Here is a 15,678-nt window from a genome sequence, read left to right as displayed (position 1 = left end):
GTTCGCGCGGCCGCGACCCGGCACCGTACTTGGCGCCGGGTCGCGGTTGCGGGTCGCGTGGCGGGAGGGGTCAGACCTTCGAGAGGCCGCGGATCGGGCTCACCTGCTGCTCCGCCTCGTGGTCGGGCCCGAGGGGGATGCCCGAACGGTCACGCAGCAGCAGCGTCGCGACGAGGCCGATCAGGGTCATCCCGGCGAGGTACCAGGTGACCGCCGTGGTGGAGCCCGTCGCCTGGACGAGTGCGGCGGCGATCATCGGGGCGAAGGCACCGCCGGCGATGGCACCGATGGCGTAGGAGATCGACACGCCCGAGAACCGGATCGAGGCCGGGAAGAGCTCCGCGTACAGCGCCGCCTGCGGGCCGTACGTGAAACCGAGGCCGAGCGTGAGGAGCGCGAGCCCCGCGAACAGCAGCCCGACGTCGCCGGTGTTCACCAGCGGGAAGAGGGCGATCACGCCGACCAGCTGCAGGATCCAGCCGAGGATGTACGTCGTGCGCCGGCCCAGCCGGTCGGACACCGCGCCCGCGATGATCGTCGAGACCAGCCACGTGACGGCGGAGCCGGTCACGGCCCACAGCACCGGGCCGCGGTCGAGCCCGAGCGGGCCCTCCGGGTTCGTCGCATAGTTCTGGATGTACCCGCCGGTCGTCATGTAGCCGACCGCGTTGTTGCCGGCGAAGACGAGCGCGGCGACGACCACGAGCACGGTGTGCTTGCGGAAGAGCCGCAGGATCGGCATCTGCGCCTCCTGCTTGCGCTCGGACAGCTCGGCGAAGACCGGGCTCTCCTCGACCTTCCGGCGCACGTAGTAGCCGACCAGGATGAGGACGACGCTGAGCAGGAACGGGATGCGCCATCCCCACTGGAGGAACGCGTCGCCGGGGGCGATCATCGCCATGAGCGCCATGACGCCGGAGGCGAGCAGCAGCCCCAGCGGGACACCGGTCTGGGGGCCCGCGCCGAACAGGCCGCGCCGCTTGCCAGGAGCGTGCTCGACCGCCATGAGGACCGCGCCGCCCCACTCGCCGCCGGCCGAGATGCCCTGGATGATGCGCAGGAGCACGAGGAGGATCGGCGCGGCGACCCCGATCGTCGCGTAGGTCGGCAGGAGGCCGATGAGCGAGGTCGCGAGCCCCATGAGGATCAGGGTCACCATGAGGATGACCTTGCGGCCGTACCTGTCGCCGAGGTGGCCGGCGAGGAACGCGCCGAGCGGGCGGAAGAGGAAGCTCACGCCGACGGTCGCGAACGAGAGCAGGAGCCTGTTCTCGCCCAGGCCGGCGAAGAAGATCTCCCCGAAGACCAGTCCGGCGGCGAAGGCGTAGATGAAGAAGTCGTACCACTCGACCGTCGTGCCGATGACGGTCGCGAAGACGACGCGCCGGCGGTCCGCGAGGTCGGGCGCGTGCGCGGCGGGCGTCACACCCTGACTGGCTTTCATGGTGCTCATAGGTTGACTCCTGTGTCGTTGCGACGTCGCTGTCAGTGGGCCGCCGAGCACTTCGGCTTGCCTCGTGATGGACGATGATATACGATTTCGGATACAAAGCAAGGGGCGAGGGAGCTCATGACTGAAGACACCACGATCGGCGCACGCACGGACGAGCGGTTCTCCGCCCTGCATGGGCGTCCGGGCAAGATCATCGCGATCCATCTCAGCTACGCGTCGCGCGCGGACCAGCGCGGCCGCCGCCCCGCCCGTCCCTCCTACTTCTTCAAGCCGTCGAGCTCGGTCGCGCCGTCCGGCGCCACCATCGAGCGACCGGCGGGCACCGAGCTGCTGGCCTTCGAGGGCGAGATCGCGCTCGTCATCGGCACGGCGGCCCGCCGGGTCGGCCTCGCCGACGCGTGGGACCACGTCGGGTGGGTGACGGCGGCGAACGACTTCGGGCTCTACGACCTGCGCGCGAACGACAAGGGCTCCAACGTGCGCTCCAAGGGCGGCGACGGGTACACCCCGGTCGGCCCCGTCCTCGTCGACGCGCGCACGGTCGACCCGGCCGCGCTCCGGCTCCGCACGTGGGTCAACGGCGAGCTGCGCCAGGACGACACGACCGCCGGCCTCCTCTTCCCGCTCCCCCAGCTCGTCGCCGACCTCTCCCAGCACTTCACGCTCGAGCCGGGAGACCTCATCCTCACCGGCACCCCTGCCGGCTCCTCCGTCGTCGTCCCCGGCGACGTCGTCGAGGTCGAGGTCGACGCCCCCGAGGCGCCCGGCGCGCCCGGCTCGGGCCGGCTCGTCACGACCGTCACGCAGGGCGAGCACGGGTTCGACGGCGCCCTGGGCTCGCTGCCGGCCGTCGACGACGTCCAGCGGGCCGAGGCGTGGGGGTCGCGCGCCGCCGCCGGCCTCGAGCCGGAGCCCGAGCCGTTCCGCCTGACCCCGGAGCTGCGGGAGAAGCTCGCGAAGGCGCCGGTGGCCGGGCTCAGCGCGCAGCTGCGCCGGCGTGGCCTGAACAACGTCACCGTCGACGGCGTCCGGCCGATGCACCCGGGGGCCAAGCTCGTCGGCACCGCCCGCACCCTGCGGTTCGTGCCGAACCGCGAGGACCTGTTCGCCGGCCACGGCGGGGGCTACAACGCGCAGAAGCGCGCGTTCGACACCGTCGGCGAGGGCGAGGTCGTCGTCATCGAGGCCCGCGGCGAGGAGGGGTCGGGCACGCTCGGCGACATCCTCGCCCTGCGCGCCCACGCCCGCGGCGCCGCGGGCATCGTCACCGACGGCGGCGTGCGCGACCACGACGCCGTGGCCGCCGTCGGCATCCCGGTGTACACGAAGGGCGCGCACCCGGCCGTCCTGGGCCGCCGCCACGTGCCGTGGGACGCGGACGTCACGATCGCGTGCGGCGGGACGACCGTACAGCCCGGCGACGTCGTCGTCGGGGACCGGGACGGCGTCGTCGTCATCCCCCCGGCCCTCGCCGAGGAGGTCGCCGACGCGGCCCTCGCCCAGGAGGACGAGGACGCGTGGATCGCCGAGCAGGTCGCGGCCGGACACCCGGTCGACGGCCTGTTCCCGATGAACGCCGAGTGGAGAGCGAGGTACGACGCATGGCGCGCGAGCAGGTGACGGAGACGCCGTCGGCGCCCGCCCCGAGCAAGTCGCAGCGGGCCTACCACTGGCTCAAGGAGCGCATCGCGAACCAGGAGTTCACGCCCGGCTACCGCCTGGTGCTCGCCTCCATCGCGGCGGAGCTCGACATGAGCGTCGTGCCGGTGCGCGAGGCGATCCGCCAGCTCGAGGCCGAGGGGTTGGTGACCTTCGAGCGCAACGTCGGCGCGCACGTGTCGATGATCGACGACTCCCAGTACCGGCACAGCATGGAGGCCCTGGCGATCCTCGAGGGGGCCGCCACGGCGCTGTCGGCACCGCACCTGACGGCCGAGGACCTGCGCCGCGCGCGGGAGATCAACGGCCTCATGGTCGAGACCCTCGACCACTTCGACCCCCGTTCCTTCACGGCGCTGAACCAGAAGTTCCACTCGATCCTCTACGCGCCGTGCCCGAACCCGCGCATGCTCGACCTCGTCACCGCGGAGTGGGGCCGGCTGGGCCAGCTGCGCGACTCCACGTTCAGCTTCGTGCCGGGCCGCGCGCAGGAGTCCGTGCGCGAGCACGAGCACATCGTCCACCTCATCGAGGCCGGCGCCCCCCTGGCGGACGTCGAGCGGGCGGCCCGCCGCCACCGCTCGGCCACGCTCGCCGCCTACCTGACCCACGAGCACCCCGAGGACGCCGGCCCGGCCGACGTCCTCACCGCCCACTGACCGGAGGCATCCCATGAGCAGCACCGACACGACCGCGACGGCCGCCCGCTACCTGCCCGCGGACCTGCCCGACCGCATCCAGCACTACATCGACGGCGAGTTCGTCGACTCCGCCGACGGCGACACGTTCGACGTGCTCGACCCGGTCACTAACGAGACCTACCTGCGCGCCGCGGCCGGGAAGAAGGCCGACGTCGACCGCGCCGTCGCGGCGGCCCGGCGCGCGTTCGCCGAGGGTCCGTGGCCGAGGATGCTGCCCCGCGAGCGCTCCCGCGTCCTGCACCGCATCGCCGACATCGTCGAGTCGCGCGACGCCCGCCTCGCCGAGCTCGAGAGCTTCGACTCCGGCCTGCCGATCACCCAGGCGCTCGGCCAGGCCCGCCGCGCCGCCGAGAACTTCCGGTTCTTCGCGGACCTGATCGTCGCCCAGGCCGACGACACCTACAAGGTGCCCGGCCGGCAGATCAACTACGTCAACCGCAAGCCGATCGGCGTCGCCGGGCTCATCACGCCGTGGAACACGCCCTTCATGCTCGAGTCCTGGAAGCTCGGCCCGGCGCTGGCGACCGGCAACACGGTCGTGCTCAAGCCGGCCGAGTTCACGCCGCTGTCGGCGTCCCTGTGGGCGGGCATCTTCGAGGAGGCCGGCCTGCCCCGGGGCGTGTTCAACCTCGTCAACGGGCTCGGCGAGGACGCGGGCGACGCGCTGGTCAAGCACCCGGACGTGCCGCTCATCTCCTTCACCGGCGAGAGCCGCACCGGCCAGATCATCTTCGCCAACGCGGCACCGTTCCTGAAGGGCCTGTCGATGGAGCTCGGCGGCAAGTCCCCCGCCGTCGTCTTCGCCGACGCCGACCTCGACGCCGCGATCGACGCGACGATCTTCGGGGTGTTCTCCCTCAACGGCGAGCGGTGCACGGCGGGCAGCCGCATCCTCGTCCAGCGCGCGGTGTACGACGAGTTCGTCGAGCGCTACGCCGCGCAGGCGAAGCGCGTCGTCGTCGGGCCCCCGCACGACCCGAGGACCGAGGTCGGGGCGCTCGTGCACCCCGAGCACTACGACAAGGTCATGAGCTACATCGAGATCGGGAAGACCGAGGGGCGTCTCGTCGCCGGCGGCGGGCGGCCAGAGGGTTTCGACACGGGCAACTACGTGGCCCCGACCGTCTTCGCCGACGTCGCCGCGGACGCCCGGATCTTCCAGGAGGAGATCTTCGGCCCCGTCGTCGCCATCACCCCGTTCGACACGGAGGAGGAGGCCCTTGAGCTCGCCAACGGTGTGCGGTACGGGCTGGCCGCCTACGTCTGGACCAACGACCTCAAGCGGGCGCACAACTTCGCCCAGTCCGTCGAGGCGGGAATGGTCTGGCTCAACAGCAACAACGTCCGTGACCTGCGCACCCCCTTCGGCGGCGTGAAGGCCTCGGGCCTCGGCCACGAGGGCGGTTACCGCTCGATCGACTTCTACACCGACCAGCAGGCCGTGCACATCACGCTCGGCAAGGTGCACAACCCCACCTTCGGCAAGGTCGACCCGCACGCCGCGACCGACCTGGACGACCCGGACCCGCGCTGACACCCCCGAACGAGAGGCAAGGACGCTGACGTGACCACGCGTGACCAGATGACCCAGACCACCTCCGGCTTCTTCGTGTCGCAGGAGGCACCCATCCACACCGACAACCCGGTCCCCACACCGAGCTCGCCGCCGCCGGACATCCTGCGCTGCGCGTACATGGAGCTCGTCGTGACCGACCTGCGGCGCTCGCGCGACTTCTACGTCGACGTGCTCGGCCTGACGGTGACCGCCGAGGACGAGGGCGCCGTCTACCTGCGCAGCATCGAGGAGTTCATCCACCACAACCTCGTGCTCCGCCAGGGCCCGGTCGCCGCCGTCGCCGCGTTCTCCTACCGGGTGCGCACGCCGGAGGACCTCGACAGGGCGGTCGCGTTCTACACCGAGCTGGGCTGCCGCGTGGAGCGCCGTGCGGAGGGCTTCACCCGGGGCATCGGCGACTCGGTGCGCGTGGAGGACCCCCTGGGCTTCCCGTACGAGTTCTTCCACGACGTCGAGCACGTCGAGCGGCTCGCGTGGCGCTACGACCTCTACACCCCGGGCGCGCTCGTGCGCCTCGACCACTTCAACCAGGTCACCCCGGACGTGCCGCGCGCGACGAAGTTCATGCAGGACCTCGGCTTCCGCGTCACCGAGGACATCCAGGACGAGGACGGGACGGTGTACGCCGCGTGGATGCGGCGCAAGCCGACTGTCCACGACACCGCCATGACCGGCGGCGACGGGCCCCGCATGCACCACGTCGCCTTCGCCACCCACGAGAAGCACAACATCCTCGCGATCTGCGACAAGCTCGGTGCCCTGCGCATGTCGGACCGCATCGAGCGCGGGCCCGGCCGGCACGGGGTGTCCAACGCGTTCTACCTCTACCTGCGCGACCCGGACGGCCACCGCGTGGAGATCTACACGCAGGACTACTACACGGGCGACCCCGACAACCCGGTCGTCACCTGGGACGTCCACGACAACCAGCGCCGCGACTGGTGGGGCAACCCGGTCGTGCCGTCCTGGTACACCGAGGCGTCCCTCGTCCTGGACCTCGACGGCAACCCGAGGCCCGTCGTCGAGCGCACCGACTCCAGCGAGATGGCGGTGACCATCGGGGCAGACGGCTTCTCCTACACCCGCCGCGAGGAGGGCGAGGAGTCGATGCCGAGCTGGAAGCAGGGCGAGTACAAGCTCGGCCACCAGCTGTGACCGCCCACCTCACCGGTCCCGACCGCGGGGCACGACCAGGAGGATCGGATGCTCTCGCCTGAGACCGTCACCGCGATCGCGGACGAGCTCGCCGCCGCCGAGCGCGACCGCACCATGGTGCCGCTGCTGACCGCCCGGAACCCCGGGATGACCGTCGAGGACTCCTACGCCGTGCAGAACGAGTGGCGGCGCCGTGCCATCGCTGCCGGGCGACGGCCGGTCGGCCGCAAGATCGGCCTGACGTCGAAGGTCATGCAGGCGGCCACCGGCATCGACGAGCCCGACTACGGGGCGATCTTCGCCGACATGGTGTTCGAGAACGGCTCCGTCATCGAGCACGCCCGCTTCTCGAACGTGCGCATCGAGGTCGAGCTGGCCTTCATGCTGGCCGAGCCGGTCGACGGCCCGGACGCCACGGTCTTCGACGTGCTGCGGGCCACCGAGTACGTGGTCCCGGCGCTAGAGATCCTCTCCTCCCGCATCGAGCTCGAGGGCCGCACGATCGTCGACACCATCAGCGACAACGCGGCGATGGGCGGGATGGTCTACGGCGGGAACCCGGTCCGGCCCGGCGAGGCCGACCTGCGCTGGGTCTCGGCACTCCTGTACCGCAACGAGACCATCGAGGAGACCGGCGTGGCGGCCGCGGTGCTGAACCACCCGGCCATGGGCGTCGCCTGGCTGGCGAACAAGCTCGCCCAGCACGGCGACCGCCTCGAGGCGGGCGAGCTCGTGCTCGCCGGCTCCTTCACCCGCCCCATGTGGGTGCACCCGGGCGACACCGTGCTCGCCGACTTCAGAGAGCTGGGGACGATCTCATGCCGCTTCGCCTGACACCGACCTTCCGCCACGCCCTGGCGGAGCAGCAGGACCGGGGCGCGGACGCCCGCGCGCTCGCCGGCATCTGGGTGTGCTCGGGCAGCCCGCTCGTCGCCGAGATCTGCGCGGGCGCGGGCCTGGACTGGATGCTCATCGACATGGAGCACTCCCCCAACGGCCTGGAGTCCGTGCTCGGGCAGCTCCAGGCGGTCGCCGCCTACCCGGTCACCCCGGTGGTGCGCGTGCCGATCGGCGACGTCGTGACCATCAAGCAGGTGCTCGACCTCGGGGCGCAGAACCTGCTGGTGCCGATGATCTCCTCCGCCGAGGAGGCGCTGGCCGCCGTCGAGGCCGTGCGGTACCCGCCGCGCGGGCGGCGCGGCGTCGGGTCCGCCCTGGCCCGCTCCGCCCGGTGGAACCGGGTCGACCGGTACCTCGCGGACGCCGACGAGCACGTGTCGCTGTTCGTGCAGATCGAGACCGCGGAGGGGGTCGACGCCGCCGCCGAGATCGCGGCCGTCGACGGCGTGGACGGGGTGTTCGTCGGCCCGTCCGACCTCTCCGCCTCGATGGGGCTGCTCGGTCAGCAGAGCCACCCGGACGTCGTCGCCGCCGTGCACCGCGCCTTCGAGGCCGTACGCGCGGCGGGCAAGCCGGTCGGGGTCAACGCGTTCGACCAGGCGGTCGCGCGCGCCTACCTGGAAGCGGGTGCGTCATACGTGCTCGTCGGCGCGGACGTGGCGCTGCTCGCCCGCGCCTCCGAGGCGCTCGCGGCGGCGTTCGTGCCGGCGACCGACGACGGCGGGCGCGCCAGCTACTGAGCGGGCGCGGCCGCTGCCGACCGGCGCGCCCGCTGCCGAGCGGGCGCGCCGGGGTCTGTCAGCGGGCGAGCCCGACGCCCGCCTCCTCGGCGACCACCTTGATGATCGCGGAGGCGTTCTCCTCGCCGAGGCCCTCCGCGAGCGCCTTCTCCGCCACGCGCGTGGTGGCCTCGGTCGACGGCAGCGACACGTCCAGCTCGCGGGCGAACTGCCGGATGAGGTGCAGGTCCTTCACGAGCAGCTTGAGCGCGAAGTCAGGCGAGTGGTCGCCCCTCAGGACGCGCCGGCCGACCCCCGAGTAGATCGGGGTGCGGAAGTCGGTGACGTCGAGGACCCCGAGCACCGCCTCGAGGTCCAGGTCGGCCTTCTTGGCGAGCACCAGCGCGTCGCCGAGCGCCTGGAGCTGGGAGGCGACGAGCAGGTTGCCCACCAGCTTCATCCGGTGCCCGCTGCCCGCCGGACCCATGTGGTGCAGGGTCTCCGCGATGGGCTCGAGCACGGGGCGGGCCGCCTCGAAGTCCTCCTCGCGTCCCCCGACCACCACCCACAGCCCGCCGGCCTCGGTCTCGCCGCGCGAGCCGAACACCGGGGCGTCCAGGAAGCGCACGCCGCGGGCGGCGTACGCCTCGTGCTCGCGGAGCCCGACCGAGGGCGAGACGGTGGAGAGGTCGATCACCAGGGCGTCCGTGGGGACCAGCCCCGCGAGGCCGCCCTCGCCGAGGACCACGTCCTCGATGGCCTGGTCGTCCGCGAGGCAGTACATGACGTACTCCGCCCCCCGGACCGCCTCGGCGACCGACGGCGCCGCCTGCGCGCCCTGGGCCACCACCTCGGCGAGCGGTCCCTCGCTGCGGTTGTGGACCGTCACGGCGTGTCCGGCGCGCAGCAGGTTCTTCACCATGCCGCGCCCCATCGTGCCCAGACCGAGAAATGTCACGCGAGCCATATCGAGATGCTCCTTGCTGAAGGGGTGGAGTGCGCGGGTCGGAGGACCCGTGCGTGGTTCGGGGCTGTCACACCGCGTCGACCGACTGCTCGGGCCGGACGCCGGACCCGCCGCCCGGCGGCTCGGCGCCGCCCCGGTCCCGGCTCCAGAACCGCCAGCCCGGTCTGCGGGTCCCGTCGCCCAGCCGCTGGCTGAGGCCGAGCACCGCGATCAGCAGGACGCCCCAGCCGAACTCGGCGGCGAAGTTGGCCCCCGACCACCGCCCGAGCGCCATGTTGATCCCGGTCTGGACCTGCTGCATGGCGGCCACGGCGAGGATGACGAGCGCGATGCGCCCCCGTCCTCCGTAGGTGTCCACGCCGCTGAGGACGGCCACGAGGATCGCCTGGATGAGGAACGAGGAGCCGAAGGAGACGTTCGCGGCGTTGGTGCCCGCGAACATGACCAGCCCGGCGGTCGAGGCGAGCAGCCCGCTGACGATGTAGGTGACGACCTGGGCGCGCTCGACGTCCATGCGGGCGAACCTGCTGACCTTCTCCGACGCCCCGATCGCGTACATCCGGAACCCGAACCGCGTCCTGGTGGTCAGGAAGGCCAGCGCGGCCACCAGGAGCGCGAAGATGAGGAAGGAGACCGGGATGCCGGCGAGGGTCCCGCGCCCCAGGAACCGCAGGCTCCCGGTGCCGTAGACCGTGCTGCCGCCGGTGAGGCCGGTGGAGACGCCGGCGAACAGCCCCAGCGTGCCGAGGGTGATCGGGATCGGGTGCACCCGCAGGTAGGAGATCAGCGTGCCGTTGATGATCCCGGCGAGGACGCCGACGGCGAGCGCCGCGACGACGCCGACCAGGACGGCCGGCGCCACTCCGGTCCGTGGCTCCAGGGCCGCGATGGTCCTCGCCGCCGCGATGGCCGCGGCGTTGGCCACCGCCACGATCGAGAGGTCGATGCCGCCGATGAGGAAGGTGAGCGCGACGCACAGGGCGAGGATGCCGATCGGGGCCATCTGGCTGGCCATCGAGACGATGTTGCGGACGGTCGGGTAGGAGCTGGGCGCGAGGATGCTCAGGACGACGAAGAGCAGGACCACGAGCCCGAGGAGGGAGACGATGTGCAGCTTGCTGCCGAGTCGTGCGTCCATCAGGCCGACACCACCACTCCGCGGGCACGCTCGACCCGCCGTTGTCTCAGGGCCGGCACGCCGACACCGAGGATGAGGAACAGCCCGACGAAGGCCTGGCGCCAGGCCGACGGGATGCCGACGAGGACGAGGCTGGCCCCGACCATCGTGATGAGCAGGACGCCCAGCATCGTGCCGAAGACGGTGCCCCGTCCGCCGGTGACGGAGGCGCCGCCGAGCACGACGGCGGCGAGGACGTCCATCTCGGTGCCCACGATCGTGAACGGGTCGGCGGCCCGGTTGAGAGAGCCGCTCATCAGGCCCGCGAGGCCGGCCAGGGTGCCGGCGAGCACGAACGCGCTGAAGCGGACCCGGGTCACGGCGACGCCGAGCCGGGTGGCGGCCTCCTCGTTGCCGCCGACGGCGTAGAGGTTCCGGCCCCAGTTGGTCCGGCGCAGGGCCAGGGCGAGGGCGACGGCGAGCACCGCCAGGATGAGCACCGCGAGGTGCAGGGACGCCTGCCGGCCGGCCGAGGTGACGGTGAAGAGCTGGGTGCTGGAGAACTCGGTCATCCGGGCCGGGAGCACGCGCAGCCGCTCGGTGCCGACGAACGCCAGGAGGCCCCCGCGGAACAGGGTCAGCGTGCCGAGGGTGACGATCAGGGACGGCAGCTTCAGCAGCGAGACCAGGGTGGCGTTGACGAGGCCGAACACCGCCCCGACGACGCAGGCCAGCACCGCCGCCACCACGAAGGGACCCTGGTAGTCCAGGTCCGTGAGGAGGACCGCCGTGATGTACATGGACGCCACGGCCGTCGCGGAGACGGAGACGTCGATGCCGCCGGTGATCAGCACGACCAGCAGGCCGAGCGCCATGATGCCGATGACGACCGAGCTGCGGGCGATGCCGAAGAGGTGCGCGAGCGAGAAGAACTGGGGTGCCAGGAGACCGAAGACGAGAGCCAGCACCACGATGACCGCCAGGAGCAGGGCCTCGCGGCTGGCAAGGACGCGGCGGATCATGACGCGCCTCCCTTGCTGATGATGTCCAACAGCTCCTCCTCGTCGAGCGAGTCGGCACGGCGCTCGTCGATGATGCGCCCGCGGTGGACGAACACGATGTCGTCGCACACGCTCAGCAGCTCCGCCGGCTCGTCCGAGATGACGAGCACAGCGGTCCCCTCGTCGGCGATCCCGCGGACGAGGTTGTGGATGTCCGCGCGGGACCCGATGTCGACGCCGACGGTCGGGTTGTTCAGGATGATGACCTCGGGGCGGGGCGCGAGGGCGCGGGCCAGCAGCACGCGCTGCTGGTTCCCGCCCGAGAGCGACAGCGCCGGGTTCGTGACGTCGGGCGTCTTGATCGCGAGCCGGCCGCGCCAGCGGTCGGCCAGCTCCTTGATCTTCCCCGTCGACAGCGTCCGGCCGCTGCCCACCGCCTCGTCGAGGTTGTTCGTGACGATGTTGTCGGCGATCGACCAGCCGAGGAACAGGCCCTCGGTCAGCCGGTCGTCGGGGACGTACTGCAGGCGGCGGTCCCCCCGCAGGTCCCGGGCCACCTTCCCCCCCAGGCGGATCTCGCCGCGCTCGGGCCCGACCAGGCCGGCGAGGGCGAGGCCGATCTCGATGCGGCCCGAGCCCACCAGTCCGGCGAGCCCGAGCACCCGCCCGCGGTAGAGGTCGAGGTCGATGTCGTGGAAGCTGGACCGCAGCGTCAGGTTCCTGACCTGCATCACCGGCGTCTCCTCGGAGGAGACCGGCGTGGCGCGGCGGACGTTCTCGACGACCCCGCCCGTCATGAGCGAGGTGATGCGGTCGGTGTCGTAGTCGGCCGCGGCCCCGGACGCCACCACCCGGCCGTCGCGGATGACCGTGACGTCGTCGGCGATCGACACGACCTCCCGCAGCTTGTGGGAGATGAAGATGAAGGAGAGCCCCTGCTCGCTGAGCGAGCGGACGGTGCCGAGCAGCTGCTCGATCTCGTCGTGGGTGAGCGCCGCCGTCGGCTCGTCCATGAGGATGATGCGCCCGTCGGAGGAGACCGTCCGGGCGATGGCGACGAGCTGGCGCTCCGCCGTCGAGAGGTCCCCGAGCAGCGCCGCGGGGTCGATGTCGAGGCCGAGCGCGTCCAGCGCCCGGCGCGCGTGCTCGCGCGCGGCCCGTCCGCTCACCCGGCGCAGCATCGGCGCCTCGCCCTCGAAGACGAGGTTCTCGGCGACGGTCATGTTGGGGAAGAGGGCGAGGTCCTGGAAGATCACGCGGACGCCGTGCGCGATGCTGGTGCGCGGGTCCACGTGCTCGACCGGGTCGCCGTCGATCTCGATCGAGCCGGAGTCCGGGGTGACGACGCCGGCGATGATCTTGGTCAGCGTCGACTTCCCGGACCCGTTCTCGCCGACGAGACCGTGGACGGTCCCCCGCCGCAGCGTCAGGTCCACACCGTCGAGCGCCCGGACCGTCCCGTAGGTCTTGGTGATGCCGCGGACGGCGACGGCGACCGGGGCGCCGCTCTCGGGGAGCGGCGCCCCGTCCTGGAGGACCTCAGAAGTCATACTCGTCGGCGTTGTCGGTGGTCACCGTGATCCACGCCTCGTCGCCGTAGATGACCTTGCCGTCGAGGGTGATCTTCTCGTACCCGGCGACGCCGAGGTCCATGCCGTCGGTGATCTCCTCGCCGTCGAGCATCTTCTTGGCGATCACGTTCATCGCGTAGGCGGCGTCGGCGGGGTCCCAGAACGCGATCAGGTCGATCGCGCCGGACTCCAGCCCGGCGCGCGCGTCGTTGGCGGTGCTGGTGCCCACCACGGCGATCGTGTCCTGCAGCCCGGCCTCGTCGACCGCCTGCCCGACGCCGACGACGTCGGTGGAGGCCGAGCCCTGCACGCCCTTGAGGTCGGGGTACGCGGAGAGGAGCTCCTGCATGCGCTCGTAGGCGATCTGGGAGTCGTCGGAGGTCTCGACGATGTCCCCGACGTGCGTCATGTTCGGGTAGGTCTCCTCCTGGTGGGCGATGGCCGCCTCGACCCAGGCCATGTGCGTCGCGGAGCTCAGCGAGCCGACCATGGCGGCGTACTCGCCCTCCTCGCCCATGCGGGAGGCGAGCTCGTCCATGAGGTTGACGCCGTAGTCCTCGTTGCGGAACGCCTCGAGGTCCCAGTCGGCGTTCTGGATCCCGGGCGCCTCGTGCGTGATGACGATGACGTCCTCCTCCATCGCCTGGGCGAGGACCTGCTCGACGGCGTCGGGCTGGAAGGGGACGACGGCGAGCGCGTCGACGCCGCCGGCGAGGAGGTCCTCGATCACGCGCACCTGGGCGTTGGCGTCCGCCTGGCCGGAGCCCTGCATGTAGGCGTCGACGCCGGTCTCCTGGGCGTAGCGGTCGGTGCCCTCGCCCATGCGGGTGAACCACGAGATGCCCGTCAGCTTGGGCACGGTGACGATCGTGGGACCGTCCCCGCCGCCGGCGGGCGGCGCGGAGGTGCCGCCGCCGGCGCCGGGCGCCGCGCCGTCGCCGTCCTCCTCGAGGCTGCCGCAGGCGGTGACGGCGAGCGGGAGGGCGAGCGCGGCGACGGCGACGGCGGCCAGCCGGCGGGACGTGGGGATCCTGGTCATGATGTCTCCTCGGTTCTTCGTTGACGCGTGCGGGGTCTGGCGGTCAGAGCTCGTCGGCGATCTCCTCGAGCAGGTGGAGGAAGGCCACGGAGCCCGGGTCTCGGTGCCCGGCGCTGCGCTCCCCCACCCAGCTGGCGCGGCCGCGCCGCGAGGTGCGTCCGGCGCCCTCGTCGACGGCGGAGGCGGCGGCGTCCACGCTCGCCCGGGCCACCTCGGCCGGGGTCCGGCCGTCGGACCTCTCGAGCTCGGCGAGGACGGGGGCGATGACGTCGACGACGGTCTTGTCGCCCACCTCGGCGCCACCACGCTCCTGGATCCGCTCCAGGAGCGACCGGGTCGCGCGGGTCAGCGCCGCGGCGTCCAGCGTGTCGACGTCGGTGAGCGCCTGGGAGGCGGCGACCAGCCCGCCGCCCACCAGCGCCGCGTAGGTGGAGGGGTTCGCGCCGGAGAACGCCACGCCGGCGGCGCGGAGCACCTCGCTGGGGTGGGCGTCGTCGGGGAGGGCCGCGACGGCGTCGTGGACCGCCCTCGCGCCGGCGCCCACGGTGATGCCGAGGTCGCCGTCCCCGAGCGCGGCGTCCAGCTCGCGCAGCTCGTCGCTGTAGCGGGGCAGCCGGCCGGTCACCGCGACCACGACCTCGCGCAGGCGCCCGGGCTCGGCGGTCCGGCGGACCTCGCCCGTGGCGGCGGCTGACCGGCCGCTCGCGAGCGGCCTGGTGGTCGCCGGCTGCGCCGTCGCCCCCTGCGTCGCCGTCCCCTGCGCCGTCGTCCCCGGCGCGGCCGGCGCCACCGCCCCCTGGGTGAAGAAGGGCGAGCGGGCGGGCGCGTCGATCAGCTCGGCGAGCTCGTCGTCGAGGTGGAGGATCGAGAGCGAGGCGCCGGCCATCTCCAGGCTGGTGGCGTACTCGCCGACGTACCGGCGGTGGATGGTGACGCCCCGGTCCGCGAGCGTGCGGTGGGTGCGCCGGTAGATCAGGTACAGCTCCTCCAGCGGCGTGGCCCCCAGCCCGTTGACGAGGACGGCGACGCGGTCGCCGTCGCTCAGCTCCAGCTCGCCGAGCAGCTCGGCCAGGAACCGGTCGGTGATCTCGTCAGCCGTCTCGAGCGGGCCGCGGTGCTGCCCCGGCTCGCCGTGGATGCCGATGCCGATCTCCATCTCGCCCTCGTCGAGGGTGAACGTCGGCTCGCCGGCGGCCGGGAGGATGGTCGGGGACAGCCCGACGCCCATGGTGCGCGTGCGTGCGACGGCGCGGCGCGCGATCTCGGTGACGGCGTCGAGGTCGTCGCCGCGGTCGGCGGCCGCCCCGGCCGCCTTGTACGCGAGGATCAGGCCCGCGACGCCGCGCCGGGTGTCCGCCCGGTCGGCCGGCGCGGAGAGGATGTCGTCCGTGCCGAGGACTGTGGTGGTGCGGATGCCGTCCCCGGCGGCGAGATCCGCGGCGATGTCGAAGTTGTACACGTCGCCGCCGTAGTTCCCGTACAGGTAGAGCACGCCGGCACCGTCGTCGCTGGCCACCGTGGCGGCATAGATCTGCTCGGGCGACGGCGAGGAGAAGACGTTCCCGACCGCGACGCCGGAGGCCAGCCCGCGGCCGACGTAGCCGAGGAAGAACGGCAGGTGCCCGGAGCCGCCCCCGGTCACGATGCCCACCTTTCCGCCGGTGCCCGCGTCCGTGCGGACGAGGGCACGGCGGTCCTCCGACGCCGCCCGCAGCTCGTCACCGTGGGCGAGCAGCAGGCCGTCGACCATCTCGTCCACGAAGTCGGCGGGGTCGTTGATGATCTTCTTCACGGGACCAGCTCCCTTGCGATCCTGAGTT

At 72.4% G+C, this 15,678-nt stretch carries 13 protein-coding genes; 6 read left to right on the top strand and 7 right to left on the bottom strand.

Going from position 1 to position 15,678, the window contains the following annotated elements; all coding sequences use genetic code 11:
* Window positions 1–70 precede the first annotated feature (70 nt).
* Window positions 71–1,444, bottom strand: coding sequence for an MFS transporter (locus tag KZX45_RS14050; RefSeq protein WP_374112594.1), 1,374 nt, complete (start codon window positions 1,442–1,444; stop codon window positions 71–73).
* 126 nt (window positions 1,445–1,570) lie between these two features.
* On the opposite strand from KZX45_RS14050, the gene KZX45_RS14045 reads away from it, so the two are divergent.
* From KZX45_RS14045 to KZX45_RS14020, 6 genes are read left to right on the top strand one after another with little or no spacing between them, the layout of a single operon-like run.
* Window positions 1,571–3,073, top strand: coding sequence for a fumarylacetoacetate hydrolase family protein (locus KZX45_RS14045; protein ID WP_248258377.1), 1,503 nt, complete (start codon window positions 1,571–1,573; stop codon window positions 3,071–3,073).
* Window positions 3,055–3,771 (top strand): GntR family transcriptional regulator, encoded by a 717-nt coding sequence (locus KZX45_RS14040; RefSeq protein ID WP_248258376.1) that lies wholly within the window; start codon window positions 3,055–3,057, stop codon window positions 3,769–3,771. Before KZX45_RS14045 ends, KZX45_RS14040 begins: the two co-directional genes overlap by 19 nt.
* A gap of 13 nt (window positions 3,772–3,784) precedes the next feature.
* On the top strand, window positions 3,785–5,347 hold the full coding sequence (gene hpaE / locus KZX45_RS14035; protein ID WP_248258375.1) for a 5-carboxymethyl-2-hydroxymuconate semialdehyde dehydrogenase: 1,563 nt from the start codon (window positions 3,785–3,787) through the stop codon (window positions 5,345–5,347).
* 30 nt (window positions 5,348–5,377) lie between these two features.
* Entirely contained in the window at window positions 5,378–6,544 is a 1,167-nt protein-coding gene (hpaD, locus tag KZX45_RS14030) for a 3,4-dihydroxyphenylacetate 2,3-dioxygenase (protein WP_248258374.1), read from the top strand.
* A gap of 48 nt (window positions 6,545–6,592) precedes the next feature.
* The gene (hpaH, locus tag KZX45_RS14025; protein ID WP_248258373.1) at window positions 6,593–7,378 is read left to right on the top strand and encodes a 2-oxo-hept-4-ene-1,7-dioate hydratase; all 786 of its coding nucleotides are present in this window, start codon (window positions 6,593–6,595) and stop codon (window positions 7,376–7,378) included.
* Window positions 7,363–8,184, top strand: coding sequence for an HpcH/HpaI aldolase/citrate lyase family protein (locus tag KZX45_RS14020; protein WP_248258372.1), 822 nt, complete (start codon window positions 7,363–7,365; stop codon window positions 8,182–8,184). Before hpaH ends, KZX45_RS14020 begins: the two co-directional genes overlap by 16 nt.
* A gap of 58 nt (window positions 8,185–8,242) precedes the next feature.
* Here KZX45_RS14020 and KZX45_RS14015 read toward each other — a convergent pair whose 3' ends face one another.
* From KZX45_RS14015 to KZX45_RS13990, 6 genes are all read right to left on the bottom strand, one after another.
* Complete coding sequence (locus tag KZX45_RS14015; RefSeq protein WP_248258371.1) at window positions 8,243–9,130, bottom strand: NAD(P)-dependent oxidoreductase; 888 nt, start codon at window positions 9,128–9,130, stop codon at window positions 8,243–8,245.
* Window positions 9,131–9,197: 67 nt separating this feature from the next.
* A complete protein-coding gene (locus KZX45_RS14010; protein ID WP_248258370.1) occupies window positions 9,198–10,268 on the bottom strand; it encodes an ABC transporter permease in 1,071 nt (356 codons plus the stop codon).
* The gene (locus tag KZX45_RS14005; RefSeq protein WP_248258369.1) at window positions 10,268–11,269 is read right to left on the bottom strand and encodes an ABC transporter permease; all 1,002 of its coding nucleotides are present in this window, start codon (window positions 11,267–11,269) and stop codon (window positions 10,268–10,270) included. Before KZX45_RS14005 ends, KZX45_RS14010 begins: the two co-directional genes overlap by 1 nt.
* The gene (locus KZX45_RS14000) at window positions 11,266–12,798 is read right to left on the bottom strand and encodes a sugar ABC transporter ATP-binding protein (RefSeq protein ID WP_248258368.1); all 1,533 of its coding nucleotides are present in this window, start codon (window positions 12,796–12,798) and stop codon (window positions 11,266–11,268) included. The genes KZX45_RS14005 and KZX45_RS14000 overlap by 4 nt, the downstream gene beginning before the upstream one ends.
* Window positions 12,788–13,858, bottom strand: a complete 1,071-nt coding sequence (locus KZX45_RS13995; protein ID WP_248258367.1) for an autoinducer 2 ABC transporter substrate-binding protein — start codon at window positions 13,856–13,858, stop codon at window positions 12,788–12,790. The genes KZX45_RS14000 and KZX45_RS13995 overlap by 11 nt, the downstream gene beginning before the upstream one ends.
* A gap of 43 nt (window positions 13,859–13,901) precedes the next feature.
* Window positions 13,902–15,650, bottom strand: coding sequence for a dihydroxyacetone kinase family protein (locus KZX45_RS13990; RefSeq protein ID WP_248258366.1), 1,749 nt, complete (start codon window positions 15,648–15,650; stop codon window positions 13,902–13,904).
* Window positions 15,651–15,678: the final 28 nt, after the last annotated feature.

The sequence above is a fragment of the Georgenia sp. EYE_87 genome (genome assembly GCF_023148685.1).
GTDB lineage: Bacteria > Actinomycetota > Actinomycetes > Actinomycetales > Actinomycetaceae > Georgenia.
Note: the sequence above shows the minus strand (reverse complement) of the source record. Positions and strands in the feature narration are given on the sequence as shown.

Excerpts from the sequence above, each read along its gene's own strand:
- KZX45_RS14050 (WP_374112594.1), bottom strand. The coding sequence starts at position 1,444 with ATGAAAGCCAGTCAGGGTGTGACGCCCGCCGCGCACGCGCCCGACCTC.
- KZX45_RS14045 (WP_248258377.1), top strand. The coding sequence starts at position 1,571 with ATGACTGAAGACACCACGATCGGCGCACGCACGGACGAGCGGTTCTCC.
- KZX45_RS14040 (WP_248258376.1), top strand. The coding sequence starts at position 3,055 with ATGGCGCGCGAGCAGGTGACGGAGACGCCGTCGGCGCCCGCCCCGAGC.
- hpaE (WP_248258375.1), top strand. The coding sequence starts at position 3,785 with ATGAGCAGCACCGACACGACCGCGACGGCCGCCCGCTACCTGCCCGCG.
- hpaH (WP_248258373.1), top strand. The coding sequence starts at position 6,593 with ATGCTCTCGCCTGAGACCGTCACCGCGATCGCGGACGAGCTCGCCGCC.
- KZX45_RS14020 (WP_248258372.1), top strand. The coding sequence starts at position 7,363 with ATGCCGCTTCGCCTGACACCGACCTTCCGCCACGCCCTGGCGGAGCAG.
- KZX45_RS14015 (WP_248258371.1), bottom strand. The coding sequence starts at position 9,130 with ATGGCTCGCGTGACATTTCTCGGTCTGGGCACGATGGGGCGCGGCATG.
- KZX45_RS14010 (WP_248258370.1), bottom strand. The coding sequence starts at position 10,268 with ATGGACGCACGACTCGGCAGCAAGCTGCACATCGTCTCCCTCCTCGGG.
- KZX45_RS14005 (WP_248258369.1), bottom strand. The coding sequence starts at position 11,269 with ATGATCCGCCGCGTCCTTGCCAGCCGCGAGGCCCTGCTCCTGGCGGTC.
- KZX45_RS14000 (WP_248258368.1), bottom strand. The coding sequence starts at position 12,798 with ATGACTTCTGAGGTCCTCCAGGACGGGGCGCCGCTCCCCGAGAGCGGC.
- KZX45_RS13995 (WP_248258367.1), bottom strand. The coding sequence starts at position 13,858 with ATGACCAGGATCCCCACGTCCCGCCGGCTGGCCGCCGTCGCCGTCGCC.